Origin of the sequence: Colwellia sp. 5_MG-2023 (assembly GCF_030547795.1) — a bacterium.
Classification (GTDB): domain Bacteria; phylum Pseudomonadota; class Gammaproteobacteria; order Enterobacterales; family Alteromonadaceae; genus Colwellia.
In genome coordinates this window covers 145,341-172,215 of sequence record NZ_JAUOPW010000005.1, presented here as the reverse complement: position 1 = coordinate 172,215, position 26,875 = coordinate 145,341, and the positions used below count along the sequence as shown (strand labels likewise).

General features: G+C 35.1%; 27 protein-coding genes. 9 read left to right on the top strand and 18 right to left on the bottom strand.

Annotated features, from left to right (window positions below; genetic code table 11):
* The first annotated feature begins 51 nt into the window (after positions 1 to 51).
* Positions 52 to 1,929 carry an Ig-like domain-containing protein gene (locus Q4496_RS06350; protein WP_303610099.1) on the top strand — a complete coding sequence of 626 codons (1,878 nt, stop codon included), beginning with the start codon at positions 52 to 54 and terminating at the stop codon, positions 1,927 to 1,929.
* Positions 1,930 to 2,622: 693 nt separating this feature from the next.
* Here the strand turns inward: Q4496_RS06350 and Q4496_RS06345 are convergent.
* Positions 2,623 to 3,012: a hypothetical protein gene (locus Q4496_RS06345; protein WP_303610098.1), complete on the bottom strand. Its 390-nt coding sequence runs from the start codon at positions 3,010 to 3,012 to the stop codon at positions 2,623 to 2,625.
* A gap of 89 nt (positions 3,013 to 3,101) precedes the next feature.
* Between Q4496_RS06345 and Q4496_RS06340 the strand changes: the two genes are divergently transcribed.
* From Q4496_RS06340 to Q4496_RS06325, 4 genes are all read left to right on the top strand, one after another.
* Entirely contained in the window at positions 3,102 to 3,542 is a 441-nt protein-coding gene (locus Q4496_RS06340; protein WP_215974322.1) for a MarR family transcriptional regulator, read from the top strand.
* Positions 3,543 to 3,566: 24 nt separating this feature from the next.
* Positions 3,567 to 3,782 (top strand): hypothetical protein, encoded by a 216-nt coding sequence (locus Q4496_RS06335; RefSeq protein WP_215974323.1) that lies wholly within the window; start codon positions 3,567 to 3,569, stop codon positions 3,780 to 3,782.
* A 137-nt stretch (positions 3,783 to 3,919) separates the two neighbouring features.
* Positions 3,920 to 4,126, top strand: coding sequence for a hypothetical protein (locus Q4496_RS06330; RefSeq protein WP_303610097.1), 207 nt, complete (start codon positions 3,920 to 3,922; stop codon positions 4,124 to 4,126).
* Positions 4,127 to 4,215: 89 nt separating this feature from the next.
* Positions 4,216 to 4,392, top strand: a complete 177-nt coding sequence (locus Q4496_RS06325) for a hypothetical protein (protein ID WP_303610096.1) — start codon at positions 4,216 to 4,218, stop codon at positions 4,390 to 4,392.
* A 193-nt stretch (positions 4,393 to 4,585) separates the two neighbouring features.
* Here Q4496_RS06325 and Q4496_RS06320 read toward each other — a convergent pair whose 3' ends face one another.
* The 11 genes from Q4496_RS06320 to Q4496_RS06270 form a co-directional block, all read right to left on the bottom strand.
* Positions 4,586 to 4,918, bottom strand: coding sequence for a hypothetical protein (locus Q4496_RS06320; RefSeq protein WP_303610095.1), 333 nt, complete (start codon positions 4,916 to 4,918; stop codon positions 4,586 to 4,588).
* 119 nt (positions 4,919 to 5,037) lie between these two features.
* Positions 5,038 to 5,433 (bottom strand): hypothetical protein, encoded by a 396-nt coding sequence (locus Q4496_RS06315; RefSeq protein ID WP_303610094.1) that lies wholly within the window; start codon positions 5,431 to 5,433, stop codon positions 5,038 to 5,040.
* Positions 5,434 to 5,533: 100 nt separating this feature from the next.
* Complete coding sequence (locus Q4496_RS06310) at positions 5,534 to 5,869, bottom strand: DUF3088 family protein (RefSeq protein WP_303610093.1); 336 nt, start codon at positions 5,867 to 5,869, stop codon at positions 5,534 to 5,536.
* Positions 5,870 to 7,106: 1,237 nt separating this feature from the next.
* Complete coding sequence (locus tag Q4496_RS06305) at positions 7,107 to 7,853, bottom strand: SapC family protein (RefSeq protein ID WP_303610092.1); 747 nt, start codon at positions 7,851 to 7,853, stop codon at positions 7,107 to 7,109.
* Position 7,854: 1 nt separating this feature from the next.
* A complete protein-coding gene (locus tag Q4496_RS06300) occupies positions 7,855 to 9,396 on the bottom strand; it encodes a tryptophan halogenase family protein (RefSeq protein ID WP_303610091.1) in 1,542 nt (513 codons plus the stop codon).
* Between the two features lie 156 nt (positions 9,397 to 9,552).
* On the bottom strand, positions 9,553 to 12,297 hold the full coding sequence (locus Q4496_RS06295) for a TonB-dependent receptor (RefSeq protein WP_215974334.1): 2,745 nt from the start codon (positions 12,295 to 12,297) through the stop codon (positions 9,553 to 9,555).
* A 561-nt stretch (positions 12,298 to 12,858) separates the two neighbouring features.
* Positions 12,859 to 13,959: an acyltransferase family protein gene (locus tag Q4496_RS06290; RefSeq protein ID WP_303610090.1), complete on the bottom strand. Its 1,101-nt coding sequence runs from the start codon at positions 13,957 to 13,959 to the stop codon at positions 12,859 to 12,861.
* Between the two features lie 42 nt (positions 13,960 to 14,001).
* Complete coding sequence (locus tag Q4496_RS06285) at positions 14,002 to 15,342, bottom strand: sugar MFS transporter (protein ID WP_303610089.1); 1,341 nt, start codon at positions 15,340 to 15,342, stop codon at positions 14,002 to 14,004.
* 573 nt (positions 15,343 to 15,915) lie between these two features.
* On the bottom strand, positions 15,916 to 17,043 hold the full coding sequence (nagA, locus tag Q4496_RS06280; RefSeq protein WP_303610088.1) for an N-acetylglucosamine-6-phosphate deacetylase: 1,128 nt from the start codon (positions 17,041 to 17,043) through the stop codon (positions 15,916 to 15,918).
* Between the two features lie 64 nt (positions 17,044 to 17,107).
* The gene (locus Q4496_RS06275) at positions 17,108 to 18,040 is read right to left on the bottom strand and encodes an ROK family protein (protein WP_252727664.1); all 933 of its coding nucleotides are present in this window, start codon (positions 18,038 to 18,040) and stop codon (positions 17,108 to 17,110) included.
* Positions 18,041 to 18,293: 253 nt separating this feature from the next.
* Positions 18,294 to 19,760, bottom strand: coding sequence for a Gfo/Idh/MocA family protein (locus Q4496_RS06270; RefSeq protein ID WP_215974337.1), 1,467 nt, complete (start codon positions 19,758 to 19,760; stop codon positions 18,294 to 18,296).
* Positions 19,761 to 20,234: 474 nt separating this feature from the next.
* Between Q4496_RS06270 and Q4496_RS06265 the strand changes: the two genes are divergently transcribed.
* Together Q4496_RS06265 and Q4496_RS06260 are read left to right on the top strand one after the other, a co-directional pair.
* The gene (locus Q4496_RS06265; RefSeq protein ID WP_303610087.1) at positions 20,235 to 21,350 is read left to right on the top strand and encodes a GNAT family N-acetyltransferase; all 1,116 of its coding nucleotides are present in this window, start codon (positions 20,235 to 20,237) and stop codon (positions 21,348 to 21,350) included.
* Between the two features lie 15 nt (positions 21,351 to 21,365).
* On the top strand, positions 21,366 to 21,962 hold the full coding sequence (locus Q4496_RS06260; RefSeq protein WP_215974339.1) for a DUF938 domain-containing protein: 597 nt from the start codon (positions 21,366 to 21,368) through the stop codon (positions 21,960 to 21,962).
* A gap of 7 nt (positions 21,963 to 21,969) precedes the next feature.
* Here the strand turns inward: Q4496_RS06260 and Q4496_RS06255 are convergent, their stop codons facing one another.
* The 6 genes from Q4496_RS06255 to rpsP all read right to left on the bottom strand — a co-directional run bounded on the left by Q4496_RS06255 (position 21,970) and on the right by rpsP (position 25,443).
* On the bottom strand, positions 21,970 to 22,506 hold the full coding sequence (locus tag Q4496_RS06255; RefSeq protein ID WP_215974340.1) for a redoxin domain-containing protein: 537 nt from the start codon (positions 22,504 to 22,506) through the stop codon (positions 21,970 to 21,972).
* A gap of 55 nt (positions 22,507 to 22,561) precedes the next feature.
* The gene (locus Q4496_RS06250; RefSeq protein WP_303610086.1) at positions 22,562 to 23,026 is read right to left on the bottom strand and encodes an META domain-containing protein; all 465 of its coding nucleotides are present in this window, start codon (positions 23,024 to 23,026) and stop codon (positions 22,562 to 22,564) included.
* Between the two features lie 412 nt (positions 23,027 to 23,438).
* The gene (gene rplS, locus Q4496_RS06245; RefSeq protein ID WP_215974342.1) at positions 23,439 to 23,792 is read right to left on the bottom strand and encodes a 50S ribosomal protein L19; all 354 of its coding nucleotides are present in this window, start codon (positions 23,790 to 23,792) and stop codon (positions 23,439 to 23,441) included.
* Between the two features lie 26 nt (positions 23,793 to 23,818).
* Positions 23,819 to 24,586: a tRNA (guanosine(37)-N1)-methyltransferase TrmD gene (gene trmD, locus Q4496_RS06240; RefSeq protein WP_215974452.1), complete on the bottom strand. Its 768-nt coding sequence runs from the start codon at positions 24,584 to 24,586 to the stop codon at positions 23,819 to 23,821.
* A 39-nt stretch (positions 24,587 to 24,625) separates the two neighbouring features.
* Entirely contained in the window at positions 24,626 to 25,153 is a 528-nt protein-coding gene (gene rimM / locus Q4496_RS06235) for a ribosome maturation factor RimM (protein WP_215974343.1), read from the bottom strand.
* A gap of 41 nt (positions 25,154 to 25,194) precedes the next feature.
* Positions 25,195 to 25,443 carry a 30S ribosomal protein S16 gene (gene rpsP / locus Q4496_RS06230; RefSeq protein ID WP_076420269.1) on the bottom strand — a complete coding sequence of 83 codons (249 nt, stop codon included), beginning with the start codon at positions 25,441 to 25,443 and terminating at the stop codon, positions 25,195 to 25,197.
* 423 nt (positions 25,444 to 25,866) lie between these two features.
* Here rpsP and Q4496_RS06225 point away from each other — a divergent pair, with 423 nt between their 5' ends.
* Positions 25,867 to 26,487 (top strand): AcfA family outer membrane beta-barrel protein, encoded by a 621-nt coding sequence (locus tag Q4496_RS06225; RefSeq protein WP_159819046.1) that lies wholly within the window; start codon positions 25,867 to 25,869, stop codon positions 26,485 to 26,487.
* Between the two features lie 27 nt (positions 26,488 to 26,514).
* Positions 26,515 to 26,874 (top strand): YgiW/YdeI family stress tolerance OB fold protein, encoded by a 360-nt coding sequence (locus Q4496_RS06220; protein ID WP_303610085.1) that lies wholly within the window; start codon positions 26,515 to 26,517, stop codon positions 26,872 to 26,874.
* Position 26,875: the final 1 nt, after the last annotated feature.

Below are 26,875 nucleotides of genomic sequence, written 5' to 3'. Positions count from 1 at the left end.
CTGTCCTTTATAATTATTTTTAGGACAACAAATCATACAAAGGATTTATTTTTGAAAAAGTTATTAACAATCATGATCATGTTCACTGTAGGTTTTACTCACGCAGAATCATATATTTCTTTAAAAAGTGACCAAGGAGAATTCATTGGTTCTGGGCAAGAGCATGAATTAACAGGTGACTTTAGTGTTTCCATTGGAGAAAGTCAGATATCAATAAACCATTCAAGTGGGTTTAACTTTTTATTTATTCCTCCAATTGATCGAGATTTAGAACGAGGTGTTTATCTATCAGCAGAAAGAGCCCCTTTTAGAGGGCCTTTAAACCCAAGGATGTCTGTAGGCTCATCAGGTAGAGTTTGTAATACAATTGCAGGTGAGTTTTATATTTATGAGTTGGATTACAGCGGTGATACCCAAATACTTGCAATGGACTTTATCCAATATTGTGATTCTAATTCAGTAAAACTAACGGGTAGCATACGCATAAATTCGGATATTCAAACCCCATATCCGCTACCATTTCCTATTATTTCCAGCAATTCAACTTCTGTCCTTGAAGGAAATAGTTTTGTAATAACAGGCGAAAAATCGGTCTCTAAAGCAAGTAAAATTGAAAGTTACTATTGGGAACAGGTAAGTGGTCCAAAAATCAACATCGCTAGCGTTGTTAACGAAAGCACTGAGGTCGAGGTATTAAATGGCATCGAGCTTGGTGGAGAAGAAATTGTTTTAAAGCTAACCGTGAACAATAATCTGGGGCAATCTGAGTCTATTAAACATACCATTAATGCTAAGAGTAAAAGTGATCCTCGCACATATTTTACTATGGACAGTGAAGCTGGAGACTACATCGGTGCTGATCAAGATTGGTTTTATGATCTTTCAACAAGCTCAATTACAATGTCGAAAAATTATGACAACGGTATCTCTGTTTCAATATCTGGCAGCGAACATTGGTCAGCTGAGTTTGCTGCTCCTGACGAAGTACAATTACAAGTTGGAGAGTATGACTATGCTGAAAGGTTTCCTTTTCAAGATGCTGGTGCTGCAGGTCTAACTATTTCAGGTAACGGCAGAGGGTGTAATAGAAATTACGGCCGCTTCAACGTCACCAAATTAGTGTGGGAAAACGATCAGCCCAAAGCATTCAAAGCGAGCTTTGAGCAGCACTGTGAACAAATGTCGGCACCTTTGTTGTCTGGTGAAGTAGCCGTGAATGCGGTACATGATAGTGTTCCTTATGCAAATGCAGGTGTTGATATTGAAATAAATGAACACGAAGTCGTTAACCTTAATGGATCTGATTCTTTCGACCCTTTAGGTAATATAGTCATTTATAAGTGGAGTACAGCCAATGAAACTGTGACTATAAATAATCATGGGGAATCACGCGCTAATTTCATAGCTCCTTCATTACCAGATAAAGCTGAAAGTAACGATGTACAAGTATCGTTATTGGTGACAGATGATGAAGGATACAAAGCCATTGATAGTGTTAATGTAAGAGTATTGGCTAACAATAGCTCACCTGTAAGCGTCGATGATTATTTTGAAGTGTTGATTGGTGGAATTGTGCAATTAACACCATTAAATAATGATGATGATAGCGACGGTCAAATAATAATTGATTCCATAGAAGTGATTCAAGAGCCTGCACATGGAACTTTAATTATTAATTCTCAAGGGATTATTGAATATTCACATACAGGAAGTTCTACTACCGAAGATACTATTACGTATTCGGTAAAAGACAATGATGGTGCTATTTCAAATGAAGCTACGATAAAAATACAAATCAAAGAGCAAATCAATGTTCCTGAGCCAGAAGCAAAACAATCATCAGGTGGAGGAACCATGAATTTCTGGCTAATTCTATTTATTTTTGTCTCTTTTGGATATAGGCTAAAGGCGAATCGAATGTTGTCTTAACAAGTCATCAAAGCAGGACAAAAAACAGTTGGTTTTACTTCTTCGTCGTTTATTTTAACCAACTATTATTTGCCTCTTAGCAAGGTATTAGGTTTCTTTTCAGAATGGAGTTATAAATAACATAGAAGCAAATATCAAAATCAGTACCATTATGCGTATTTTAGGAGGGTTAGTTTCAACACTATTTTTAGTCATGGTGCTATTTTCATTCTTTTCTAATGAACCAATACCTATAGATGTTGTAATTTCAGTTTTTTTTTATTTTATTTGTTGCTCCTATATGCATTTATGGTTACATATCAGGTAAAGCCCTAGATAAGTTACCAACTATCTTAGTAAGTGCTATTAAAGGCCAATCTCTAAAAGGTTAGGAGTCTCAAACCTAATAAGAAATTCAACAGGGCTAAAAAAGCGAGCTGTTCGCTTTGCTCCATTTTAGCCCTCTATTTTTAACCTGTTAATAGGGCCATTAAGGGTTAAAAGCTCAACTCCACATAATACAAATCGTTATAACACTGAATTATCAGACATTAATCCACTATTTCGTTAAGTTAACGATGTAAGAATAAAATCGCCAAAACGTAAACGTTTTTGATTGTTAAAAAAAACAATCCGGTTAGAGTATTTTGATTAATAAATAATATGAAAACGAGTTATTCTACAAGCTCGTTATTCCTTCCCACTTAATTATGTCTAGCAGTGCCCCATCGCTTTTCTGCTCGTCATTTGTAGAATCCCGAAAAGACCAACCATGACAGCAACAGCGCTAGCTACCAAAACCCCACCGATGGTCGTAATCCATACTCCTGAGATAATTAGCCCTACTGATCCTATTACCCAAATATAATCGCCTGTTGAAAAATACAATATCAATTCTTTTTGTGGCAGAGGAACCCTTGACGCCCAAAGCAGATGAAGGCCATTCAGTATCAATAGAATGCCCAAAATCAGAATGTATGATTGAGGGGCTGGTGACGCGCCACCTAAGTAATTTGCCACTAGGATGGGTTGTAGAGCAAAGAGCATCCCAAAAACTATACAGCTAGTAGCGTTTGCACGCATAATATTTTTTAAACTTAACATAATAGGCCCTCCTATGTATAATTGGTTGACATAGAGCATAAGTGGTGAGGATTTAAATGTCAACTAGGTTTACACATAAAGGAATTCCAATGGTTGAATCTCAGTCGTTGCAGCTCATCCAAAGTGCCCAAAGGCTAAACGATGTGATTACCCAATATATCTCTCAGCGCCTAGTAGAAAAGGGTTATAAGTCGCTAACGCCCTCCCTCCTTTCTTTTCTCAGTGTTCTCGAATGCGGTGTGAACTATGGTTCAGAAATAGCAAGAAATTTGAACGTGACGAGACAGATGGTCGCGAAAACAGTGAAACAGCTCTGCCAGTTAGGATATCTTGAGCAAATAAATGGCGCTGGGAAGCAGAAAGAAATTTGCTTTACAGGGACTGGAGAATACCTAATGTCAGATGCCAGACAATTACTAGCAGAGTTGGATGAAATCCTATTTAAGAATACAAATACTAAAACGCCACAAGCAATTATAGGCGAGCTTAATATAATGATTTGTGCAGTTAATGATCGCCAACACACATAACAAGTTACTGCACTCGGAAAATAAATGACCAAGGAAGAAAATAAAAAAGAAAACACTCTGGCTGACTCTGTGGCAGCAGTCTGCGCTGCTGGATTGACTATTGTGGCAATGGCATTTTTAGGATTATCTAATCCACCCGAGGAAACAGGCTTTTTTCTTCCTCAGGCGCTACTTTACGGGTGCATTTTTACGGTTTTCAATTTCTTTACTTCTAGATTTTTCAAATGGCTATATTCTTAATTTGTTAGGCTAAGAGTTTGATAGAATAATGACACATAACAAGCCAAGTCAGCGGGCATTTTACTCGCTGAAAAACACTCATAAAATCCCCTTCTTGGGGCGTTATATTACTAAAAAAAGTAGAGTTTATTGCAATCATGAAAGTTAAACTATTTACTAAATCATTAAAACCAAAATTAAACTTTTGGATGAAACCTATTGGAAATCAAGATGGTGGATTAGAAGTAAAAATTAACCTTTGGCTTGCATCAAATCCTGATATTGAAATAAAAAATATTACTCAAACTCAAAGTGGCGGTTCATGGATGCCAGCGACAGTTGTGGTAACTGTTTGGTACCAGTAGTAACATAACAAGCTAATAAACAAGGGCAAAAAACAGTTTGCTATTTTTTGCCCTTGTTTATTATGGGGTTAAGTCTCTTAAGGAGTTTCGTGTCAACGGAAATAGAATTCCTAAATGATGACTTTGATAGGGCTGATTACCTTCAGAGTATAGTTTTAACAAAAGCTACAGGTGGTAAGCTTGAAAAACAGCATTATAGTCAAATGCGTAATCACTTTATGGTTAACCCTACTTATTCAAAATTGATACACAAGTTTAAAATTTAAAAATAGTAACAGAAAGATTAACAAGGAAATATGACTAAAGAGACGCTTGCAATGAGTGATTGAATTCAATAAAGGATAATGATGACGATAACTTGCACGCCAACAGAATAAGAGCTAAAGCTATTTTTAGTTAATTACAAACGCAAACAACTGATAGCGCCTACACAAAAAATGATCATAGTTATTTGAGCTGTTATTTACTTTTTATGATTTTATAGCCACGTTTATCACTATAAGTTAGTTTGAATACCTGTTTAACAGGATCATTATATTGAATATGACTAGCAACAATTTCATAACCTGATTTTTTACAGTTTATTTCCTCCATGAACCAGTTATCATCGAGCAATTCCGTGATAAGAATTTCTCCGTTGATACTTAACTCATGAATTATATGCTTAAAACCTTTTGCCTCAAGCACCAAATGATAATTGAGGTACTTACAATCAAACTTACTTGTTGAAGCCGAAGAATAAAAAGAAATGAATAATAACGTAAATAATAAAATAAACTGTAAAATTTTCACGCAAACTCCAATCCTATAAGATTTTATTAAGAAGTAATAAATGGTTGATTAAATGAATAATACAACTACAAAAATCAACCATTTATTGTTTGTTAAAGTGACGAGTTAACTCTTTAGCATTAATATGCCACTTTAGCCTTATTCTTTAGCTTATCTTTAAAAACAGGATAAAGGTTATAAGTTGGATAAAATTCAACTGTAAAGGCTTTCCAAGCGCTTTGCTCTACTGCCAAGTTAACGTCTCTAAGCTTGTGTGCAGGTACTTCTAATGTAACTACCTGGCCAATTCCCATCATCACATACCAGCTTACAACAGTTACGCCTTCTGGCGGGAATTTATCAAAGAATTTCTGCTCTTCTAAAATTTTTTGATACTCTTCAAAACTATTGCTTTGGTCATGTTTTAACAAAACGGTAAGGAGTATTGAGTCTTCCGGCTGTGTCTCAGCTACAGGCGCAGCGATAGACATCAGGCTAGTTAAAAGCAGTACAAAAACTATATATAATTTAAACATAAAATTTCCCAATTGTTAGGCGAATTAACACTTAACAACTTACGATGGTGATTTATTTATAACATCCATGCATTCATAGACCTTATTTAAAATAACTTTTCTATGACGGTACTAATCCGCCATACGTTTTTCCAAGCCACTGACAAATAGCTCGTCCGTCATTAATATAAGCTCTGTTAGTCTTTGCTGATAAGTTAATATTCTGCGGTCGTTCACCCTCAGAAAATATTAGAGCTGGACTATTCTGTAGATCTTCGCCAAGTAGTTTAACCAAGTCATGGCGTGGTCTATCGAAGTCAATTAATTTAATATCAACATGCTCACGCATTTGCGGCTGATAATCAAAGTATCCCATTACCAAAGCACAGTCAGGACAGAATTGATCAGCAGCTTTACCATAGCCTGGTTTTAGTAAAAATAGTTGTGGTTTTTTCATGTTATTCATCCCAATTTTATATAATTATTATTTTAAAATTCAAAAGATTACGGCCTAAATAAAAAACAATTAAGACAACTAAATCAATGTTTAATACTAAGCTGATTTTACTTATATTCATCAGTCTATAATACAAAAACACATCAGCATAATATACCACTTTGGATTACTCTGGCATAGAAACTGTAATTGAATAATTATAACCAATACAATATTGTTAACTTTACTTATCCAAAGTCATTTTTTTTATATAAAATATTTAGACAAACTTGAACAAGCATAATGAATAGAGCTATTAAATTGACTTTAATTAATAATACGCTGGTTTTATAAAAACCAGCGTATATCACTCATTTTAGAAGCTAGCTTTAAGACCAGTGAAGATATATCTACCTTGTGCATCGTAGATTTGTGGATAAGTATTTCCTCGACCAGATGTTTCTGAACCGCCAAAACCTGCAATAGAAGTTAATGGTGGATCTTGATCAAGAATATTGTTTATACCAAACCTTAATTCAATATTATCGTTAATTCTGTAGTTTGCAGATAAATCAACGTAACTTGTTGCATCTAACTCATCAATAATCGGACTTGTATTGTTACCATATTGTAGTGGACAAATTAACTATGCCACGACACTTCACCCGATATTCATTTTTTACAGAAGTATCTCGTTTAATTTTTGTCATTATAAAACACCTGCTCCGCAACTAATTGCAGAATTGATAAAACCTCGTAATTTAAAGATCAAAACTTAGATAAAAAAAAATAAAAATCGATTTTACTTTATTTTCTATTAACCCTTAGGTATATGCTTTATTCTTTTCATCAATTATTAATCCTTATAACAACCAAATTTATGCCAGTTTGAAAACACGACTCATTAAGGATATGTGTATTAATGTAAAAAAGTTATACGTTGGATAATTTTGATACTTTTCAAAATTATTGTTTTGGTTATGCTTTAATAAAATAGTAAGAAGTATTGCGTTTTCCGGATGTGTCTCATTTAACCAAGAAACTCGTTTATAAAACATCTTAAAATAATAATATAAGTTAAATTGTGATTAAAATAAGTACGATAATAACTTATCTACCTGATTCAAATCATTTACGAAGTAATTAATTTAAAAGAAGAGGTGTTTTATATGTGCAAAGTATTAACTATGGTAGTAAGTATATATTCACGATAAAAAATAGCCTAACTTATTATCGTGAATGAGAAAAGTGATATCGATTAATCACTAATAATATTTAAGCTCACAACCGATTTATCACTGCTTTTAGCCTGTGAACGTTTAATTAAATCATATAAATTATGCTGCGAACTTAACATACAATAAATAGCTTTAAAGTAATCTCTTTTATACAGCTCTTGTACTTGTTCTGGTTGAAGGTTATTCAATACATCTTCATTAATCGCATATATACCTCCTGCCTGATGTTTTTCACCTGTAGCAAAGACAAACTCAAATTTTATCGCTTTAATCAAGTTTTGCTGCGTAATAAAGTCAATAAAACTCACCGTTGCTGCTTTTTGTTGTGAATTACTAACTAATTCTTTCGTGATGGTATTAAATAGTTCGCTCGGTTTACCTAATGTGAATAATGAATCGCCTTTAGTTTCACTTAAGTAATCACTTGTTGTATCCGCTGCTACATGCCACTTTTTTTTCTCTGGATCAGTAGCAACTAATGAGAAAGGCCAAGTTCTCATCGCTAAAGGAACATAAGAAGCTTGCCACTCTTGGGGGGAATAATACAAATTTTCATTTTGTATCAAACCAAACAATGCAATAGAAAACAATTGACCATTATTTTTATTTTTTATAAAGAATAATGGAAAACAACTACTTGCAGCAGGGAATTCATGCATATTAATCGGTACTAATTGTTCAGATTGAACATGAGGAAAGTGATGGTTTTTTATTTTTTTAAAATCACCATGTACTTCAATAGTTAACTTTTCGATAGATGTGTTCATCTTAAATCCTTGAAAATCCATATTGCTTAATGCGGTTAATCAATGCGCGATGTTGAGGTAAATTAGCACATAAATTGTATTGTTCTTTCATTTTCATTGCTATCACTTTATCTGCTCTACTTTTCTCATTATACAAATGACCACTATTCGAGAAATCAGTATGAAAGCCCATACCATATAGTACATATTGATAGCTCGCTGCGCGAAAAACGTCAAATTGACTTGGGAAATCATAGTCAGACGGTGCTTCATATTGCCACGCTTCAAGCCGATTTTTAAGTGATGTTGACATAGAGTTTGGATCGCGATTATCAACCCAAAAAGGTTCATCCCTTTTACTTAATACATAATGTAATTTTATAAAGTCGATCACGCCGTTCCAGCGTTCAATAAATGCGTTGTTAAAACGTTGAGCCGTATTTTTTATTGCATTATTATTTGCAGGAAATTGATCCGCTAACATTGCTGCCGATGTTTCAATAAACATTAATGCTGAAGCTTCTAATGGCTCAATAAAGCCCGCAGCTAGACCTATGGCAACACAATTTTTTTTCCAAAAAATTTCTCTGTGTCCGGTTTTAAACGTAATTTTTCTTGGTGTTAATTTTTCAGACTGCTCACCTAAATAATGGTTTAACGTTTTTTCTGCTATATAGTCCGTTGTATGGTGGCTAGAAAATACATAACCAATACCACGTCTATTAGATAAACCGATATCCCAAATCCAACCACTTTCTTGAGCAGTAGATTGCGTATAACAAGGAATAGGACTATCTGGATCAGAATAAGGTTTTTGTAACACTAAGGCACTATCACAAAATATTTGATTACTTTTATCTACAAAATCAACATCCATAGCTTTACCCAGTAAAAGGCTATTGAAACCACTACAATCAACAAAAAAATCACCTTTAATTTCACCTGACTCATAACACAGTAAACTTTGAATATTACCCGTATTATCTTTAATAACGTCTTTCATATCATCTTGAATATACCGAACGTTCAAATTTTCAGTACAGTGTTTTTTTAGCAAAGCACAGAATTTTTTTGCATCGAGGTGATAACCATAATTGGCTATATCTTTGTATTCGGCTGTATTTAATGTTTTTGGCGCGAGTCCATGCTCACATACAGCCTCTTGACAGCTTACAGTAGATGAAAATGATTTTTCACTCCACTTTTCTGACTGCCAGTAAGGAGCTAAATTAATGTGGGGGTAAGCTTTTGGTGTGTTAAATGGGTGGTAATAGAAATCTTGGTTTGAATTATTTGTCCAAGAAACAAATTTGCTAGCTTGCTTAAATGTAGCATCACATTGGGTAATAAGATCGTTTTCACTTATCCCTATTTTCTTCAAGGTTGCCCGCATAGTTGGCCATGTGCCTTCACCTACGCCTATGGTGCCAACCGCTTTTGATTCAATAAGCGTTATAGTGTTACTTGTCGATGATGGACTAAGTTTATTTGCTAATACCCCTGCACTTATCCACCCCGCGGCACCGCCACCAAGAATCACTATATCTTTAATAGCTTTTGGCATTTGTTGTTCCCCACTTACTTCGCTATTAATAGTTAACCTCAACTCAATTTATTTAAACTCAGTTCAACTAATGTAAGCTTTAATAAGTTTATTCTTGAAAATTGAGTTGAGGTTGGTTAGCTTCAAAGCGCACATCACGCTTTGAAGCTATGCCCACTAAAACGTATAACGAGCGCCAAATTTAATGGTACGGCCATAAATTTGAATTGAACCTGGTAAATCACTACGACCTTGGAAAGTGCGATTTTGCTCATTTAACAGGTTATTACCTTCAAGGAACAATTGAGCATTGTCACTTAGGTTATAATTAAACGATGCAGTTACCATAGAAACGGCTTCTCCAGTCGTTTGATAATCATCACCTAATGGACTATAAGGGTCAACAACATAATCACCCGTATAATCTAGTGCAATTTGTGTACTAATTTTGTCTTTTTCATAAATTAATGATAATGAATAAGACGTATCAGCAACACCCGTTAATGGACCCGCTTTTTCACCGTTAACAATAGTACTCGAATCAGTGTACGCATAACTTGCGGTAACACCAAAACCATTCTCGAAGAATTTTTGTATTGCTATCTCAATCCCTTCCACTTCTGCTGAATCACCATTAATTGGCTGTGTAACAGTAAAAGATTCACCTGCGATTGTGACATTGGTCGTATTTGATGTAATAAAACCATCTAAATCTTTTCTAAATGCTGATGCACTCAATAAACTATTTTCGGCAAAGTACCACTCGATCGCGATATCAAACTGATCAGCAAAAACAGGTTCTATATTAGCATTACCACTTATGTCCATTGTAAATAGACCTGATTGCGCATTATCAGTAGTAAGTGGAGCCATTTGATCCAGTGTTGGACGAGACAATGATTGCCCAGCACCAAGCCTCAACAGTAAGTCTTCTTGAAGGTAGATACCAAAGTTGGCAGCTGGCAATAATTTACTATAATCACCTTTAGCTAATTGAGCTGCACTATCTGAATACTCAACATCCCATGAAGGGTTAGCTGCATTTGGATCCACGATTTGAATAGATAATATTTCGTTATATGAATAACCCGCTGATACATCAGTACTTATATACCTAACACCAACATTACCAAACCAACCTTCGCCTTCAAAGTTAGCTTGGAAGTAAGCTGCGGTTGTGTTTTCTTCAATATCATATGAATTTACAGGATTAATTACTGGCTCCCATAATGCAGATTCATTCTCACCAAAGGTTCGTGTGTTACCAGCATAATCAGTAATCGTTTGACCGTCAGATGCAGCTAAACCAGCAGCATAATCAGGGATACTAAAAATAGGGAAAGAGCGTGGTATATCAGCACTGTCACCTTCAAAAAAATTATCAAAAGGAAAATCTCGTACTACATCAGCCCCTACCTCACCAAATGTGAAAGGATAACCACAATAGTTACAAGCACCTGTTTCATAGTTATTATATGCTGTGTTAGTTTTATTTCTGCTGGTGTAAGCTGCACCAAAATCAACACTAGTCAGGTACTCACCATCGAGTTCCCATTCAGCATCCATAGTATAACCAGTTACGGTATCTTCAATGTCACTACCGTCACGAGCAGCCCAATGTGGAGAAAAGTCGTCATTACCAAAATCATCAGAAGTACGACCTTCTGTCCAATTTGGAATATAATCTGGTAGTCCTCCTTCATTTAATTGATATCGTCCTGAATGAGCCCCTGGTGAACCCGCTACCACGAATGTATTTTTACCACCTGAATCACGAGAGGAGTTTGAACGATATACATCGGCTTTTATCGTCAATTCATCTGTTAACAGGTATTCTGCATTTAACGCATACATACTAGTATCTACGGTACGATGCTCATCTAATGTAACGACTTCCATGGTTACATCAGCAATATCCATCCCTGTTACTACATTGCCATCTAATGTGATATTAGATAAGCGATCTTGTGCTTCACTCTCATCAACCATATAAAATGATTGAGCAAAACCCGTTTTATCAGCTTCTAACTTTGTAATTAAAATATCAGCTGTTAACGATAAACGATCGGTTGGTCGCCATTGTAGAGTAGAAGTAATACCATTACGTTTAAAGTCAGTTTCATATGCACCTATGCCATAGGAGCCTGGCATAACCAAATTTTGTTCATTTTCTGTAATAACACCATCTTCATTAACATCGTATTCAATACCATCGTTAACACCGAAAATATAATTATCAAACATATCATCAGATCTTTCTGTGCCTGAAGACGAACTGAAGCCAACAATAAAGCCAAAGGTTTCATCATCGTTGGTATTACTGAACACGCCATTAAATTTTTTACCAATCTCTTCTGAAAAATCGTTATAATCTCCAGTAATAGATACCGCACCATGCATGCCTGGGTTAGTAAACGGTCGTGCTGACTTAAGGTTAACAGCGCCACCAATACTACCTTCAAGGTTCTTACCTTGAACTGTCTTCCATACATCGGCACCACTTATCATTTCAGATGGGATAACATCAAAAGCAAAGTTTCTGCCTCCATCATCTGTTGCCAGAATACGGTTATTTAAAGTAACGATAGTAAACTCAGGGCCTAAACCTCGAATATTAACATATTGAGCTTCCCCACCTCTTGTTCTACTAACCGTAATACCTGGAATATGCGATAAAGAATCAGCTACGTTATCATCAGGAAAACGACCTAATTCTTCCGCAGCAATTGAATCAACAAGTGAATTTGCATCTTTTTTATTAGCCAGTGATTCAGCTAAACTACTTCTTACACCGGTAACAACAATAACTTCAGATTCTTCATCTGCAGTTTCTTGTGCACTAACATTAGCTGTCGCAAGTATTGCTGCGACAGCTATAGACAGCGTTGTTTTAGTAAATTGATTTTCTTTTTTATTTTTCATGACGTGTACCTTCCCTACTATTATGTTTTTTTTATAGTTCACTTAATGTTAATTCCGCCCTAACACCGAAGCAAAACGAAATCAACATCAAAGCTTACAAAAACAATACTGAAGTAAAATGAAACCACTGTCAAGCATGAATATGCACAATAAGAAAGGTAATGAAAGCAATCAAAGATAAATATTCGTAATAATAAGTCAGTGACTATTATTATGTGATATAGATTAAGTAATGAAGCAGAAAACTTGCGGTAATTGAATTAACGAAATGATATGGCTTTGCCATTAATTTAGAATAATAAATCAATAGCAAAGCCAGTAATAAGACCCCTACTCCAGTTATACATTTTATGTTCAGAAAATACAGCTCTGCTGTAGACGCATGAACTTGGTACAACTTATTCTGCCTTAGAATAAAAATTAAATCATGATTTACGCAATCAGTTACCCTTACAACACTAACAGCAGTTACGAAAGTGGATTTTCATGAAGTATCGACGGTTAATATTCACCACTCTTTATAAAACTAACAATTCGTTGCTATTCTATTTTTAGCTGTATTTAAATTTTGATAAATAACCTTTTGATATACATCCAGTAACAGATCCCCCAAAGTACAGCCCATACTAATGCACTCGTAAGCACCTCGGTAGTAAACTGACCTGTCCAAGAAAATAATGCGTAAGTAAATGGATGCAGTATACTCTCAATAAGATCCGCCCCACCTACATGTGCAAAAAGATAAATAAAAATAGAATTCATACTCACAACGCCAAAGAACAGCGGCCATCGCTTGTTAAACTTTTTAATATCAACAATCCAGTATAAAAAAGCCAATGTTAGTATTGACCACCCCCCACTTACGATAACGAACGAAGACGTTGCTATTCGTTTGATAATAGGCGTAATTGGATTTAATAAATACCCTAATATTACAAGCGCACCTCCAATAACAATCATCTTTATAAGCTTATTAGTAGCGGATTTATCTTCCATCAATAACTTACCAATGACCACTCCCCAAACAGTATGAGCAGAAGTAGGTATCATATTAAAAGACACCCAACCACCATTAGAGTCACCACCATAAAGTTGATCTAACCATGACCCAAAATTTTGATTCATCACAAAAGCATGGTTATATCCTTCAACAGAAAAAAATCGATATAAAGCTTCAGTCAGTAATAAAAGACTTATAGAAAAAAGCACTTGGAACCTAATAGAGCGATTTAAAACAAGGTAGGCTATAGAATATGCCCCACCAATTTGTACTAACACATTTTGAAAATAGAAAGTAATTTCACCTGAAGGTATGCAATACAGTACCCATCCCATCACAACGAGTGTTAACGCTCGCTGATGAGTATGCCTTGCAATTCTCTGACTTGTATCTCCCTTCTTTATACGGCTTTGAATCGCATAAGGCAGAGAAAGACCAACAATAAACATAAAGTAAGGCTGAATAAGATCCCAGAAACGTAAGCCATGCCATGGATGATGATGAAATTGGATATTAATTGCAGTGACGAGGTCATTACCAAAAACTTCAGGGGTGAAGTAATTGTATATATTAACAAACTCACCAAGCAGCAAAAACATTGTTAACCCACGAAATATATCTATTGATAATATTCTATCTACGGACTTATTTTCAGCTTGCATTCCACACCTCAACTTCAATCACTATTAATGAGTAGCTCAACTTTATAAAGATTGCTTATTCCAATGACGAACCTTATGCCCTTTCAATGCATAAAATAAAATAAATAAATAACAAGGCAGCATTACCATATATGAACTTTGGGAATTACTCGTCGCTTCAGTTAAAGCACCATAAGCCAAAGGTAATATTGCTCCCCCCGAAATCCCCATAATCAATAGAGCTGAGCCTGTTTCTATATGCTTACCTAAACCACTTAAAGCCATTGGCCAGACTGCCGGCCAAACTAATGCATTAGCAAAACCGAGCAAAGCAACATATAAAACTACATCAGGCAAATAACCTACTTCTTGCCAAAAAATTAAACTAGACCAAACAACTGCACTATCTTTTGGTGTAATCATAATGAGAAAAGTGAGTAGCAAACCTAATACGGCTGACAGCATTAGAGCTGATTCCTGTTTTATAAATCGAGGAATACTGAACATACCAACAATGTAAGCGAGTACCATAAATGCCATGGTATATGAGGTAAGTTGACCAAAATTTTCAACACCAAGTTCTTGACCAAATAAACCGATAGTATCACCAGCGATAACTTCAACACCGACATATAAAAATAATGTAACAACACCTAAAATAAGTTGCGGATAAGCAAAGATAGAATCATTATCATTGTCTTGTTTGCCATCTTGTTTTTTTTCTGTTGAATTCATTGCAGGCAAAGGTGATAGTTTGATAAAAATAGCTAATACAATAAGCGTTGCTGCCATAATCAAATAAGGGTCTGCTAATCGCTGGGCAAGCTCATTTAATTGAATATTGCGCTCAATATCATTGAGTGCTGCTAATTGGTTTTCATCAAATTGCCCCATATTACCTAAAATAAAAGCGGTAAAAATAATCGGTGCAACAACACCCGCACCTTTATTTAGCAAGCCCATAATACTAATTCTAACCGCAGCCGACTCCTCTGGTCCTAAAAGTACAATGTAAGGGTTAGCAGCTGTTTGTAAAATAGTTAGTCCTGTACCCAACATAAACAAACCAAATAAGAATATGCTAAACATGCGTTCATTAGCTGCAGGAATAAATATTAGTGAACCAATTGCCATCACTAATAAACCTAACATCATGCCATTTTTATAACCAGTACGCTTCAATACAAAAGCCATGGGTAATGCCATTACGGTGTAAGCGATATAAAAAGCCATGGTAACAAAGTAAGCCTCCATATGATTTAGCTCACAAGCAATTTTTAAAAACGGAATTAAAGAGCCGTTTAACCATGTAACAAAGCCAAAAACAAAGAATAACGTTCCTATAATGAACATTGGTATCACACTAACACTTTGTCGTATATTTGAATGATTAGTAGCATCCATATTGATTTACCTTATCAAGTTGTATTAATTTCATTGTTACACAAAAAAAAACACTTTGAAAGACCATGAAAACATTTGAAATTGAATACAACAAAAAAAACAGGTAAGAAAGCAATAGTAAGGAGGTGCATCAGTATATGCGTAGAAATGAAAAATAATATAAACATGCAAAACCTTCCTAGGTAACTAAATACTTCGTTAGAACGTTAAACAAGGACACTAAATCAATGGTGAAATGTTGTTAATTGCTATTGAGAAAATTTATAGCCGAAACGATAAATGATAAATGATAAATGATAAATTAAGGTGGAAATCTCAAACAAAATATTCTCATCATCACGGTTTTAATGGCTTGATCTCGAAATTACCAACAGAGTTACTGGCTTATTATCTTTAGAAAAATAAGCCAGTTCTTACTATTAATAATGCACAGAAGGACTATATATGTTGTGCTTAATTGCTTTTAAGTTGCTTCATCATGCTCAATAATTACTTTCTTAAACATGATCACCAATCATTCTTGCTTTAGTAAGCTTAATGAGTATCCGATTGGTGCTAGATGAGCGAATTAAATTAGTATACTTGCTTGCCTGAAATCCATGTTTGTTCAACTGACAAAGAATTGCTCAAAACAACAAAATCAGCCTGACAACCTTCAAATAATCGACCTCTGATAGATTGTTGATTTACATAATTTGCAGGGTAAGCGGTAGCCATATTAATTGCTTCACCTAACTCTATATTAAGAATTTGATGAGTGTTTTTTATCGCAGTAGCCATATCTAAAACTGAACCCGCAAGCCCACCAGTTGGTGAAGTTAACTTACCTCCGTCAAGAATAACTTTCCGGTCAAATAACATAAACTCTTTATCATCGGTACCTAGAGGGGGCATAGCATCAGTAACAAGAAATAGTTTACCTTGAGGTTTCGTTTTAATAGCTAATAGACATGATGCAAAATCAACATGATGACCATCGACGATTAAGCCACAACTGGCCTTATCATTAAGCAGTGCAGAGCCCACGACTCCTGGCTCTCTTCCTTGTAATGGAGACATAGCATTAAATAAGTGAGTAAAACCGTCAGCACCAGCATCAATGGCTTTTTGCGCAGTTTCAAAGTCAGCATTAGTATGACCCAGACAAACTTTAATTCCCATATCAACCATACGTTTAATATCTTCAACGGAAACATTTTCAGGAGCTAAAGTGACTAATATTTGCCCTATGTCTTTACGGCTCAATACTTGCCATTCTTCATCAGTGATTTTTCTAATATATTCCTCACTGTGAGCACCTTTTTTAGCAACTGACAAATGCGGACCTTCAAAGTGTATACCGATAATTCCTATCACATTATTATTAATAGCTTCAGCAATAGCATCTGCTGCTTGCTGCATTACCGATACTTTGTCAGTAATTAATGTCGGTAACATTGCTGTTGTGCCAAACTTTATATGAGCCTGCATTATTTTTTCAATGCCAGCGGCTGTTGGCGTGCTATTCAATAAAACGCCTCCCCCACCATTAACCTGCAAGTCAATGAAACCAGGAACCACCAGACCCGACAGGACCTCATCACTTTTTGATATGTCGTTATCAATTGCTACAATTTTTCCTTTTGAAAGTGTAAAGACTTTATTTTCAATAAAATTTTCACCATCAAAATATTTTTCTACATGTAAACGTTTATTAGTCATTTCAATACCTTCAATAAAATATTAATTAATAGGGTCGATAAAACAGCGACAAGTGTCATAATGCTTATTTTTCAAACTCATGGTTTTTTCCTAAAATAGCAGCACCACGTACACCACTAGAATCGCCAAAAACAGCGCGTGAAATAATAGGAGATTCGATCCCTGTAAATAAATGTTTATTAATCGCAGCTGGAAGCCCCTCAATGATCTCATCGATTTTAGACAAACCACCGCCAACAACGATCATATCTGGATCATAAGATAAAACTAACGTGCTGAATGCTGAACCTAAAAACTCCATATAACAATCAAATGTTTTAATCGCTATTGGATTATTATCACGTAAATCAGTGACAAACTGAGTCGTGCTATTACTATCGCTACCAAAATGTTGATACAACCAACCTAACCCTGGGCCTGCAATATAAGTTTCACTGCAGCCAATTAAGCCACAACCACATTGTCGTGGTTTTATATTATATTTATTTAACAAAGCACCTGATGCCGGTAAATGTCCATACTCACCAGCAGTATTATTTGTACTTTTATACAACTCACCATCGATGCATAAACCGCCTCCAGCACCAGTGCCAATAATTGCCCCATAAACAATAGGCAAATTACGACCTGCTCCTTGATTACTTTCTGACAATGCAAATAATCGACAATCATTAGCAACAGCGACATTTCGTCCTAAAATATTCTCTAAATCTTCTACAATTAACTTACCTGTTGCACAACGGATGTTCGCTGATTTAACCCGTTTATTTTTATCGATAATACCAGGCATCCCAATACCAATACTACCTTGTTGACCTGTACGTTTATCTGCTTCATTAATCAATGTTGTAATTGTATAAAGAAATTCATGATAATTTTCAGTTGGCGTTGGCACTCGCCAACTATCAATCATTTTCATTTCATGATCGAAAAGTCCAATTTCAATTTTGGTCCCTCCAATATCCAAACCATAGGCTATGTTGTTTATAGCTGACATAATATCGTTTTATTTTCCTGAAAATGGGTAGGAAATAGCTATTTCCACCACTAAATTAAGTGAGTTTACTAAGTGTGAATCAAATGGTAACTTTTCTTAAGGTAAGTAATCAATAAGGTGATTAACACTGCTTTCAATTTGGTTTTATTTACTTTTTTTGTACATTAAAAAAAGTGCTTTTATTTCTATTAAAGAGCGAAGAGATCACCTTCAATAAAAAGTAAAAGCACGTAAATATCTATTAGGTCATAATTTAGCTGACAATACCTAACGGTTTAGCTACTTTCCACATACCACGAGTAAAATCAGGTATATCTTTACTGTTGCTACGATCGGCAACAGAAGCCATGCTTTGTGGAAAAATAGATGACCATGCCGCTGCGTCATACACATCTTGATCTAAAGGCTCACCATTACGTAAACAATAAACAATACGATACATCATTAAGAAATCCATACCTCCATGACCACCATTTCGTTTAGCTTCCGCTCCCATACGAACATATAGAGGGTGCTCATATGACTCATACCATTTACTCATATCTTTATCCCAATGATGGAAGCTTGCTTTAGTCGGCTCTTCGCCTTTTTTACCTCCAGCTTTCCATTTGGCTAAATTGTCTTGATATTCTTTTTCATAAATAGCAGCAATAGCTTCAGGCGGTTTTTCTAAGGCAATACGATCAGGGAAACCACCAAAAGTACCATTGGTACCTTGAATCAAATTATGACGTGTATAAGGACGAGGACTTGTTGTATCGTGCTGTACCATGATAGTACGGCCTTTTACTGTTTTTATGATGCTGGTGTTCATGTCCCCAGCAATAAAATTTAATTTATTACGCGCATGATCTTTTGGAAATTCTCGTTGGGCATAAGCAGCACGACCAAGTGCAGGAGAGCTAACAGAAGTAACATAATCAAACCTATCACCACGATTAATATTCATATATTGAGATACAGGACCTAAACCGTGTGTTGGGTACAAATTACCATTATGAGTTGTATGCCAAAGTGTACGCCAAGATCCTGTTTTGCGATCTATTTCTTTCATTTGCCAACGTAGATCGTGAATATAGGCTGCTTCACCATGGAGTAAATCGCCAAAAACACCTTGGCGAACCATGTTCAAGACCATCAGCTCTTCTCGGCCATAGTTAACATTTTCCATCATCATACAGTTTTTTTGTGTACGCTCGGCGGTATTAACTAATTGCCAACATTCTTCTAAACTGGTTGCTGCAGGTACTTCAACAAAAGCATGCTTACCGCTTTCCATCGTTTCAACAGACATAGGTGTGTGCCATTCCCATGGTGTTGAAATAATAACAATATCAATATCATTTCGAGCAAGTAGTTCGCGGTAGCTATACTTAGATCCAGTATAAACATCAGGTGCTTTAAAACCTTGTTGAGTTACATAATCAACAGAAGGACCAATGACAACAGGATCGGTATCACAGATAGCTTTAATTTCAACACCATCTAAATGACAATAATGTTTAACGTGGCCAGCACCTCGTTGACCAATACCAATAAAACCAACTCGAACAACATCCATTTTAGGCGTAACTAAACCTATTACAGATTTACCTTGTGCTTTTGGTGATGATAATTGACTCGCGTCTGCCGCACAGGCAGAAATAACTGCAGTAGAGCCTAAAATAGCAACAGATTGTGCTGCAGTTTTGAGAAAATCACGACGTTTTAAATCTTTCATTAACTGTTCTAACCTTCATTATTGTATTTCATTTGCTTACACTTTACCCATAATTAAACATAAAAACAATAATAAAAATAAAAGAAGTGTAAGCTTTATTAATATACACTTCTTTAAATATCTATCTAAACTAATAATAAAGGCCATATAAGAGACTTCATGAATGTAAATATATCGTCAATAGAAAACCAATAAAAAAAGGTAGTGAAAGAGATAAAGTAAATAGCTGAAGATTATGTATTGCCAAAGCAATATAAAAGGGATTATTCAATAATTATAAAGGTTAGTCTCAAGCAATATTCGTAAAGAAAACCTAAGATGCACATAATATACTTTAAACAACTGATATTACTGCAATAATTTATACTTTTTTCAATTTACTTATACTAAAAATGACAATAAATACATATTCATTCACAAAATAGTTATATAAATAACTAGCAACTAAAAATTAGTCAGCTGTACAATGGTAAGATGAAAATAAACTTTATTAATAATATAAATAAAATCAGCCCAGAACATTGGCAAAAATTAAATAGTTCATCTTGCCCTTTTCTTGATTATGATTTTTTTAATGCACTTGAAGAAAGTCAATGTGTTAATAGCACACAAGGTTGGCAGCCTCATCATTTAGTTTCAACAACGAGCAATGATCTAGCTGCTATTATGCCAATGTATTTAAAAAACCACTCTTGGGGTGAATACGTTTTTGATTGGGATTGGGCTGAAGCTTTTAAACGTTATAACCTAGATTACTATCCTAAACTGGTAGCGACAATTCCTTTTACCCCTGTTACTAGCGATAAGTTACTTACTTCAACTCACCAAATAAGCGATTTCTTTACGCCATTAATAGAGCATTGCCACGAAGAAGACATTAATAGCTGGCACATTTTATACTGCGATAAAGTAACAACAGAATTACCAGACGATGTTTACCAACGTAATACGGTACAATTTCATTGGTTTAACCGAGATTACAAGACTTTTGATGATTTTATCAATACATTCTCTTCACGTAAAAGAAAGAATACACGTAAAGAAAGGTTGTCTATTATTGAGCAAGGTATTGATATACGTTTACTAAAAAAAAATGAAATTACATCAAAAGATCTCGATTTTTTTTATTTAACTTATCAACTTACTTATTTAAAGCGTGGCCACCAGCCTCACTTAAACATTGAGTTTTTTAAGCAAGTAATATCTAAAAAATCCGATAATGTGTTACTAGTTATTGCTAGCCATGAACAAGAAGATATTGCTTGTGCGTTATTCTTTTATGATGATTATCAATTATATGGAAGGTATTGGGGCTGCACTAAACAAGTTAATAATTTGCATTTTGAGCTCTGTTACTACCAAGGTATCGAGTTTTGTCTTAAACATAACCTACAAATGTTCAATCCGGGCACGCAAGGCGAGCACAAAATACAAAGAGGCTTCGAGCCAGTGTTAACATACTCTTATCACTGGATAAAACATCCTGCTTTTAAAGAGATAATTAAAAACTTTTGTCAACAAGAGCGATCGCATATGCTAACTTACCAAAAGCAATGTCAGCAGATGCTACCCTTTAGAAAATCAAATTAATGAGTTAAAAATACAATGAATAAACCTTTTTCACAAGCATCCGAAAACAATAAACAGCCTATTTTAGCTATTTTAACAAATGTACTTTCAAATAATACGCATGTTTTAGAGATTGGCTCTGGTACTGGACAACATGCTACTTACTTTGGACAGCATCTACCACATTTAACCTGGCAAACCAGTGACTTACCTGTTAATCATCCAGGTATTCACTCATGGTTAGATGAAGCAGCATTAACGAATGTATTAAAGCCTATCGTGATTGATTTAAATGAAAATTGGCCAATAAGTGATACAACTATAGATGCAATTTACACAGCAAATACATTACATATAATAAGCTGGGCACTTGTCGTTAAGTTTTTTGAAGGTATTGCTAATAATTTAAAATCTGGCGCTAATGTTTGTATCTATGGTCCATTTAATTACCAAGGAAAGTTTACTAGCGAAAGTAATGCTAACTTTGATTTATGGTTAAAAGAAAGAGATAAAAATAGTGGTATAAGAGATATTGAAGCAATATTAGCGTTAGCCAGCTCAGCAGGCCTTAACTTAGTAGACGATCATACGATGCCAGCGAATAATCGTCTACTAGTGTTCAAAAAACAGTAAAATATTTTTAATCTGAAGGTAGTAACGTAACATTTAGCGCTTTTAAAGACTTAGCAATATCTTCTGCAGCAGTAGCAGGCTTAACATTTTCATCTATTTTTAATATTTTTCCTTCTTTAGATATATAGAAGGTCACTCGGCTTGCTACTTTAAAAACATTAAGTACATCATACGCTTTAGCCGTTGCTTTTGTTGGATCGCTTAACATAGGGAAGTCTGCCGAAGTTTTCTTAGCAAAGTCTAAATTATCATTTAATGGATCAACACTAGCCATAACATAGCGCACATCGTATTCTCTAATGAGATGGCCTTGTTCTACTAAAGATTTACATTCAATTGTACACCCACGAGTATTCGCCATTGGGTACCAAGCTAAAACCACCGCTTGTTTACCTTGATAATCGCTGAGTTGAAAGTATCCCCCTGTAGTAGCTTGTAATCTAAAATTTGGCGCTTGCTCACCAACTTGTAAACTTGTGGCGAATAAATTAAAACTCAATAAAACAGCAATACAAGCACTTATTATTTTTGACAATTTTTTCATAAAACTCCCTCTTTTATATTTACGTCAACAAAAAATTAAACATGATATATATTTTTTATTTTTTATTTTCAAATACAGCTAATACGGTTAACGCCTCATTAAGCAATATTAATGAGTTATCATCAAGTTGATAAAAAACAGTATCATTTAAAACATTAAAGTAGGTTTGTTCATTTATTTCAACATTCATGCAAGCCATTTTTGTTGAGGCTATGTTATTAAATTTTAGTTTACCAAGCCCATTAACCAAATCTTCAGCAACAAAGCGTCCAAAAAAACGATTACACCCAGCAAAACCAGTTACACTATTATCGTTAATATGCAGAGTCATACTTTTTACTGGCATTTCATTTTGCGCTATATTTTCTTTCACGCCATTAAGCTCCCCTAACGTCCAATTTGTAGAAGTAAGCGCAATAGCTGACATAGTGACCTGCTCCATACTTTTTAAATCCTTGTTGTATTGACACCCCATCAATACAACAAGTGAAACGATAAAAGTTAGCACTAATTTTTTCATTGTTATTTTCCTAGTAAATGAATCACCATATTGACATATATAGTGAAATAAAACGATCAAATATTAAGCAGCTTGATAGAGCTCTAATTAATTAGCAATAAAGATTACTTCATAATACTGTTAACAATACGTGATTTTTATAAAGCCGATTTAAAAACAGATAATACCAACCTCACTAACTATGTGATCATTTCTACTTGTTAAAATCACCAACTACATCGTTATTTATTTAATAACTAGTTGTTCACTTAATTAATGAAACTGGTATAAAAATGACTCTGAAAGGCTTTATCAAATATATAAGTGTCTATTGATAATTTACAATAAAAAAAGGGTGAATAATTTAATATTCACCCTTTTTTCATCAACTTTCTTTACAAGGAAAGTAGCTTGAAGCTTAACTTTTAAAAAGTTACTTCTTAGCCAATTTCTCTTTGATACGTGCAGATTTACCTGAACGTTCACGAAGATAGTAAAGTTTCGCTTGACGAACGTCACCGCGACGTTTCACTTCAATTGAATCAACAATTGGGCTATGTGTCTGGAATACACGCTCTACACCAACACCGTTCGAGATTTTACGAACAGTGAACGCAGAATGTAAGCCACGGTTTTTAACAGCAATAACAACACCTTCAAATGCTTGAAGACGTGATTTATCACCTTCAGTAACTTTTACTTGAACTACAACAGTATCGCCTGGAGCGTAATCTGGTAGGTCTTTTTTTAATTGCTCTTGTTCGAGCATTTCAATAATTTTACTCATAATACCTTCTTCCTAGTATGCACAGTCTAAGTGGAACTTATGCGTTTCTTAATAGAAACTAACATTTTATCCTGCTCATCTGTCAGAGCTAGGTTAGTTAATAATTCTGGTCTTCTGGTCCATGTTCTCAATAGAGACTGTTCTTGGCGCCATAAGCGTATGTGTTCATGATTACCACTTAACAAAACTTTTGGTACTGACATTTCATCCCCCGAAGCGGTAGTCAGTACTTCTGGCCTAGTATAATGAGGACAATCTAATAAACCGTTAGAGAAGGAGTCCTGCTCTGCTGATTCTTTATGTCCCAATACACCAGGCACTAATCGTGCTACAGCATCAATTACATTCATCGCAGGCAGTTCCCCACCACTTAAAATGTAATCGCCAACCGACCATTCTTCGTCAATATCTGACGCTAATAATCGCTCGTCTATGCCTTCATAACGACCTGCTATAAATATCAGGCAGTCATCTTGTGCTAATTCACTTACACCTGCTTGGTCCAGTTTTCGTCCCTGCGGCGACAAATAAATAACCTTCGCTTTTCTACCATTTTCTTCTGCTGCTTTACGCGCAAAATTAATAGCATCACGTAGTGGTTGTACCATCATCAACATACCTGGACCACCGCCATAAGGACGATCATCAACGGTACGATGTCGATCATGGGTAAAGTCTCTTGGGTTCCATTTATGAAACTCAATTAACCCACCACGTATCGCTCGGCCTGTCACCCCATACTCAGTGATAGCGTCAAACATTTCGGGAAAAAGGCTTATCACCCCTATCCACATTTTGCTTTTCTTCAATGAAGAATCAACACTAGTCACAAGCTAGAAACCTGGGTCCCAGTCAACACAAATTTGTTTATTTTCAATGCTTACCGATTCAACTACTTGTTCAAAAAGATAAGGGATTAACCGCTCTTTTTTACTAAAGCCATCGTTAAGGTTCGCTTTCACAACCAGTACATCATTAGCGCCAGTTTCCAACATGTCAGATACCACACCAAGATCGTAACCTTGAGTAGTAACAACAGACATGCCGATTAAGTCACGCCAGTAATAATCACCTTGCGATAATTCTGGCAATGAACTCTCATTGATTAATATCTCAGAACCGACCAATGCTTGCGCATCATCTCTGTCATCAATACCAGCAACTTTTACGACTAAGCCTTTGTTGTGCTTGCGCCAATCAGTAATATCTACTGTTCGCGTATTATTTCCTAATTTTAATGACCAAGGAAAATAGTCAAGTATGGCATCGCTTTCATCTGTGAATGAATGAATTCTCAACCAACCTTTGATACCGTAAACAGCGCCTACTTTACCTAAGGTAATTTGATCTTGTGTACTCATAACAACTCACTAATTTCTACTATTGCCTACTAAGTTTGCTATTAAGCTGCTACTTGAGCATCTTTAACTAACTTAGCCACACGATCAGATAAACCAGCACCTTGACCAACCCAATGGTTGATACGGTCTAGGTCTAAGCGTAATTTTTCAGCTTGACCTTGTGCTGTTGGGTTGAAGAAACCAACTTTCTCGATGAAACGACCATCGCGAGAGTTACGGCTATCTGCAACAACAACCTGATAGAATGGACGCTTTTTAGCGCCACCACGAGCTAAACGAATGGTAACCATATCGCCCTCTTATATTTTAGTGTTAAAACGGATTTTCCAGACACTTCCTGTCTATAGGCGACAGAAAAGCTCGCGTATTATACGCTTTTGAGGATAAAAGACAATCCTTATTTGAGTAACAAGCAAAGCTTATAGTAAGTATTACCTTACATTCTTCGCTTTTTCATTAAGTTTATGAGCTAACAATACGGCAATGAATAAATCAAGGCAAGTCGCTCAGTTGAGCAATAGCGGGCTATTAGTATTAAGAGCACCACGCTGTAAAACATTTTAATTAGTTCAAGTAAGTAATAACTGAATAAAACGAGTATTAATATAAGAACAAATATTAATATAAAAATAAAAAATTATTTTCTCCTCACATTTTCTTCACATTCTCTATGGTGTAATTACTCTATCTTTTAAACACGATAAGAAACAACCATGAAAAAAACTTACCTATACCTACTTGCCTTATGTACGCCACTTACTACCTTAGCTAATACTTACATTGGTGCAGGTATTCAAACGAATAACCCAAGCATTCAAGATAATGCGATGAAATCTACGTCGGTGAATAACGTAACACTCAATTTACAAAAAGAAGGTACAAGCAGCGACTTTCATATATTTGCTGGATATAAGTTTGATAACAATTGGGGAGTAGAGCTTGCTTTTACAGCATTTGAACAAAGTACAGAGCTTGAAACAGTCATTGATTATACACAGGAAGAAGAATGGGAAGCTGATGCTGACTATACGCAAATATCAATAGCAGCAACCTATTTATATCCTCTTAACGATAATTTAAAATTAGTTGGTGCTGTTGGTATTTTACATCATGATGCAGACTTTAATGCGAGTTATAAAATTGACGTTGAAAATGGACCTGACATTAATCACATTAATGTTCAACAAAGTGATACCAGTATTGGTGGTCTTGCAGCGATAGGCCTTCAGTATCAAGTCTATAAAAATATTGACATAACAGCTAAAGCTCAATATGCGAGATCAAGCTTAGTAGGTAATGCCTCGTTAATGCTTAGTGCAAGCTATACCTTTTAACTTAATACTATCATTAGGAAAGATCACATGAAAAAAGTAATAATGTTAATCCCCTTAGGCCTTTTATTCTTAACAACGTTAAAACCTGTATTTGCTGAAAGTTTTGGTTATAACCTACATGTAAATACTGATATTGCTTCTATTTTAGAAGACCCTGTTGATGATCAAGATGTAAAGTTAACCGGTTACTTAATAAAAAAAGTCAGTAGTGATAAATACATTTTTAAAAGCGGTGATAAACAAATACGTGTAGAAATAGACAATCATGTGTTTCCTAAACAGCAATTTGATGAAAACACGCTCATTACAATATTAGGTGAAGTAGAAAAAGATTTCTTACAATCACCCGAAATAGACGTAGATGTGATTGAAATTACTAATCCCTAAT

Bases quoted from the DNA above. Each gene is read 5' to 3' on its own strand.
- nagA (WP_303610088.1), bottom strand. From the start codon at position 17,043: ATGACTAATAAACGTTTACATGTAGAAAAATATTTTGATGGTGAAAAT.
- Q4496_RS06330 (WP_303610097.1), top strand. From the start codon at position 3,920: ATGAAAGTTAAACTATTTACTAAATCATTAAAACCAAAATTAAACTTT.
- Q4496_RS06295 (WP_215974334.1), bottom strand. From the start codon at position 12,297: ATGAAAAATAAAAAAGAAAATCAATTTACTAAAACAACGCTGTCTATA.
- rplS (WP_215974342.1), bottom strand. From the start codon at position 23,792: ATGAGTAAAATTATTGAAATGCTCGAACAAGAGCAATTAAAAAAAGAC.
- Q4496_RS06315 (WP_303610094.1), bottom strand. From the start codon at position 5,433: ATGTTTAAATTATATATAGTTTTTGTACTGCTTTTAACTAGCCTGATG.
- Q4496_RS06285 (WP_303610089.1), bottom strand. From the start codon at position 15,342: ATGGATGCTACTAATCATTCAAATATACGACAAAGTGTTAGTGTGATA.
- Q4496_RS06225 (WP_159819046.1), top strand. From the start codon at position 25,867: ATGAAAAAAACTTACCTATACCTACTTGCCTTATGTACGCCACTTACT.
- Q4496_RS06265 (WP_303610087.1), top strand. From the start codon at position 20,235: ATGAAAATAAACTTTATTAATAATATAAATAAAATCAGCCCAGAACAT.
- Q4496_RS06255 (WP_215974340.1), bottom strand. From the start codon at position 22,506: ATGAAAAAATTGTCAAAAATAATAAGTGCTTGTATTGCTGTTTTATTG.
- trmD (WP_215974452.1), bottom strand. From the start codon at position 24,586: ATGTGGATAGGGGTGATAAGCCTTTTTCCCGAAATGTTTGACGCTATC.
- Q4496_RS06250 (WP_303610086.1), bottom strand. From the start codon at position 23,026: ATGAAAAAATTAGTGCTAACTTTTATCGTTTCACTTGTTGTATTGATG.
- Q4496_RS06310 (WP_303610093.1), bottom strand. From the start codon at position 5,869: ATGAAAAAACCACAACTATTTTTACTAAAACCAGGCTATGGTAAAGCT.
- Q4496_RS06340 (WP_215974322.1), top strand. From the start codon at position 3,102: ATGGTTGAATCTCAGTCGTTGCAGCTCATCCAAAGTGCCCAAAGGCTA.
- Q4496_RS06270 (WP_215974337.1), bottom strand. From the start codon at position 19,760: ATGAAAGATTTAAAACGTCGTGATTTTCTCAAAACTGCAGCACAATCT.
- Q4496_RS06300 (WP_303610091.1), bottom strand. From the start codon at position 9,396: ATGCCAAAAGCTATTAAAGATATAGTGATTCTTGGTGGCGGTGCCGCG.
- Q4496_RS06260 (WP_215974339.1), top strand. From the start codon at position 21,366: ATGAATAAACCTTTTTCACAAGCATCCGAAAACAATAAACAGCCTATT.
- Q4496_RS06345 (WP_303610098.1), bottom strand. From the start codon at position 3,012: ATGTTAAGTTTAAAAAATATTATGCGTGCAAACGCTACTAGCTGTATA.
- Q4496_RS06290 (WP_303610090.1), bottom strand. From the start codon at position 13,959: ATGCAAGCTGAAAATAAGTCCGTAGATAGAATATTATCAATAGATATA.
- Q4496_RS06275 (WP_252727664.1), bottom strand. From the start codon at position 18,040: ATGTCAGCTATAAACAACATAGCCTATGGTTTGGATATTGGAGGGACC.
- rpsP (WP_076420269.1), bottom strand. From the start codon at position 25,443: ATGGTTACCATTCGTTTAGCTCGTGGTGGCGCTAAAAAGCGTCCATTC.
- Q4496_RS06335 (WP_215974323.1), top strand. From the start codon at position 3,567: ATGACCAAGGAAGAAAATAAAAAAGAAAACACTCTGGCTGACTCTGTG.
- rimM (WP_215974343.1), bottom strand. From the start codon at position 25,153: ATGAGTACACAAGATCAAATTACCTTAGGTAAAGTAGGCGCTGTTTAC.
- Q4496_RS06220 (WP_303610085.1), top strand. From the start codon at position 26,515: ATGAAAAAAGTAATAATGTTAATCCCCTTAGGCCTTTTATTCTTAACA.
- Q4496_RS06305 (WP_303610092.1), bottom strand. From the start codon at position 7,853: ATGAACACATCTATCGAAAAGTTAACTATTGAAGTACATGGTGATTTT.